This is a genomic window from Sulfurovum sp. bin170, from assembly GCF_010892395.1.
GTDB lineage: Bacteria > Campylobacterota > Campylobacteria > Campylobacterales > Sulfurovaceae > UBA1140.
This window is the reverse complement of record NZ_JAACKB010000278.1, coordinates 1-3,630: the sequence shown is the minus strand read 5'-3', so window position 1 is coordinate 3,630 and position 3,630 is coordinate 1. Positions and strand designations below refer to the sequence as shown.

The following is a 3,630-nucleotide window of genomic DNA, read 5'->3' as shown; positions in this document are numbered from 1 at the left end:
TTTGCATTTTCGGAATCGGCGTGTTTACACCCGAACTATTTGGTTCAAAAAAAGCTTAATTCATTGGCATTGGGCTTTAGCCTCGTCATGTTCGGGACTGAAGTCTCCGATTCCAAATGCATTTTGCAAGAGGTCTATTATATATTTGGTATAGATGGTGGCTTTTTGCTACTATCTTGTGGTTTAGGTGAAATCGGATTAACCGTACTATCACCACTCTCTTGTTTATCTATGCCACTTGACCCACAACCTATAAAGGTTATGAGCAGTAGTCCTATTATCAAAAATCTCATCTCTATTTCTCCTCTAATTTATCTGTTATTATCGTATCATTTGCAAAAAAGCTAATATAGGTCGTATCATTCATATCAAAAATCAAACCTCTCTGCTCTCCCCAACCACTGCTAAAACCGTTAATAGGCTTATAGTCGATTATCTGATTGTCTCTAATTTGATAGACACCTAAGTTATTTATATTGTTATAGTAGTTCTCATAATTGTTGGCTCTATATGGAAAAGCAAAAAGATTATCACTCGCTCTATACGCCAAGGCTTTATGATTATACTCTAGTTCACTACTTGTTCCTTCACCATAGATAATATCATCTAATGAAGTTGGATTTGCGAAATCACTAATATCAAAAAGTTCTATTTTTAGCCCCAAAACACGACCTTCACTATCAGCATCTCGACCAATTCCAAGTAACATATCATCTCCTACAGGATGCAGATATGCAGAGTACCCATTAACCTCCAACTCACCTACTTTTTTAGGTGCTTTTGGGTCACTCATATCTATAGTATAGAGTGGGTCAGTTTGTCTAAAGGTAACAATAAATGCTCTCTCTCCCATAAATCGAACTGATTTAATAGTCTCACCCTCTTTACCCAATCCACTAAGTACGCCTTGAATTGGCAGAAGTCCATCCTGCTCTTTCATAGTATAGATACTATTATTAGTTCCATTGCTTCCCCACGAGAACCCCTCTGTGGTTGCCATTCGTAAAATATCATTATGTTCACTTAGCCCAAATTGATTGTTGGTATGTCCATATACAGAACCGATACCTCTGTAATCCAACTCACTATCAAGATTAAATTTGTAGATAGATGAGCGTTCTTTGTAGTTGTTAAAATCATAATAGATAGGATATTGGTTAGATACTAAATAGAGAGCCTTTGATGAGGCGTATTGAACAGAACTATATCCTATAAATGAGTTGCTTTTTTGATATTTTCCATCACTTATAGTAATATTTGAGATAGTAGTCATATTGGTTGATTGGTTTCGTTTTGAAGGAGCGTATAGTTTTGAAGGAGTAATGAGTGCTACTCTTTTTTTATCACTATCCTCTATTTCAGGAAGCAGGTCTTGAACCTCTACAATAGGATTTTCATAATCCTCACGATAATATCTATTATCGTTGTAGTCTTTCTGTATATTATAACACTCTGCATATCTGTTGTAGTCATACTCTTCATCATAGTATCTATTTTGATTATCAAAAAACGCTTTACAGTTCTCTGATAGTTCGAGATATACTTTAGGGTATTTTATATTAACCCTAGGAGAGAAACTACTCACTAGATACATATTATCGCCTATAACTCTTGAAGTAACCATATTGCCATCAACTTTATAACCTGATATGGTTTTAATATCATTTATATCACTAACATCAAAAATATCAACACCAATCTGTTGAATATCATAATCAGGATATACCATGCTAGTTGTTGTATCATTTTGTGTATCTATTTCTCTTTTATAGTCTCCACTAATATGGGAGATTACAACTAGTCTATTATCAACAAGATAGAGTGAATTTATATCCCTATTGTCATCAAATGAGACTTTATCAAGAGCTTTGCTATTTCCTTTTGCCAGTTCACTAAATGTAGTGATATTGATATAGTTATTTTGATAATCCTCTTTAACAACATAGAAAATATTAACACCATCATGCTTAACTATATCTGCCTCATCTACTCCACTCTCTTGGAGATTAGTTCCTGTAGCATCTTTAATCTCAGCACCTGCCTCATTTGTTTCGGCTGTGGGCATACCCGCATCATCATATTCTACATCACTATTATTTCCAACTGTATTCACATCTCTTGGCATATCCAATACAAATGGTTCAATCCCACAATATGGACGATTGTATATAGATGCCATCTCTTTAACATAAACTTCCATCTCTTCTGTAGTAGCAAAGTTATGAAGCTTTGAAGCCTCTTGCATTACGGAGATATTGGTATCTTTAGGAGCTTTTACCCAAATCCCATCAGAGTTTTTGATATGTCCAAGCCTTGGAAAATCCTCTTGGGACTGCTCTTGGTCAAAAAGTTCCCACTCTTGGTTAGGATTATATTTCCAAACCGTCATATCTTTGAATATATCAGCAGATAAAACAGAATCAACAGGCAAAGAGATAAGATTCCAACCCTCTTTTAGTTGAACAGTGTCATTTGCGGAGTTTGCATCAGATGGGGCTTTATCTAATGATGAATTATCTAGTATTAAACCCCAATCTTTTTTACTTTTTACCCAAAAACCGTGCCAGTTTTCCAAAGATTCAAGTTTTGAGATATTGTTCTCGCTCATCTTTGCCTGAATCTCACTATCAGGAGAGTACCCAAGCCACTTTTGAGTCAGAGCATCAAAGTGCCAAACCTCTTCAACACTATCTGATTTGAATTTCGACATATCTTCTAGTGGAGTACTAGAACCGATAAGTTGCCACCCTTTTTTTACTAATAGGACTGAATCAGCCATAGTAGTAGAAAAAAGAATAGCAACAATAAGCATAATTTTTTTCATCATTCATCCTTTTTGTTATTAAAGTTCTTGCAAAACTCATTTGGAATCGGAGAGTTTAGTCCAATGCCGTTGAATTAAGCTTTTTTATACGATTCTTATTTTTTTGGAAACGGAGAGTTTACTCCCGAACAGCGGAGGCAGAGCCTTCCGATTCCTAGTTTTGAGAAGAATCTATAAAAGAATGATACATAAAAAAAATGTAAAAATTATGTAGAGTGTTAAAAAAAGTTCTAAATTGAGTCAAACCCCATATCTTCACTCGGTTTTTCTCTATTTGACATATTAAACTTCTTTTTCTGCTCCACTACTATCTCCTCTGCATATAGATTATGTTTCGCCCCTCTCCTATGCAAAAACTCCAACATCCTCTTCTGTCCTAGTTTCTTTGCATAATCTTTAACACTCATCCCCCCACGGTCTTTGGAGTTTATATCAGCACCATGCTGGATAAGAAGCTCTGCTATATGAGTATTATTAAAACAGGCCGTAAGTATAATAGGAGTGATACCACTCTTGCGATGAGTCTCATTGACATTTAACCCTTTTTCTATACAAAATCGTATAATATCCTCTCGCCTAAATTTAATCGCCACATCAATAACACTCAATCCATCAGGGTCTATATCTCGTAGATCCACACCATACTCCAACAGTATCTCTATCGCCTCAATAGAGCCTCCTTTTCGTATCGCATAAAACAAAATAGTCGTCTCATCAGGGTCTTCAAGTCCATACTCTATCCCCATATCTATAGGTGTTGTTAGGTCAATCCCACTCCTACATATCTTTCGTATCCTCACAAGGCT

Annotated in this window: 3 protein-coding genes; all 3 read right to left on the bottom strand. The window is 35.6% G+C overall.

The genetic code is table 11. The features are described from left to right. Nucleotides 1-137: 137 nt before the first annotated feature. On the bottom strand, nucleotides 138-293 hold the full coding sequence (locus tag GSY74_RS06580) for a hypothetical protein (RefSeq protein WP_164664308.1): 156 nt from the start codon (nucleotides 291-293) through the stop codon (nucleotides 138-140). Between the two features lie 2 nt (nucleotides 294-295). Continuing rightward, entirely contained in the window at nucleotides 296-2,824 is a 2,529-nt protein-coding gene (locus tag GSY74_RS06575) for a beta-propeller domain-containing protein (RefSeq protein WP_164664307.1), read from the bottom strand. A 230-nt stretch (nucleotides 2,825-3,054) separates the two neighbouring features. Then, a partial coding sequence (locus GSY74_RS06570) for an ankyrin repeat domain-containing protein (protein ID WP_164664306.1) occupies nucleotides 3,055-3,630 on the bottom strand: 576 nt, incomplete at its 5' end.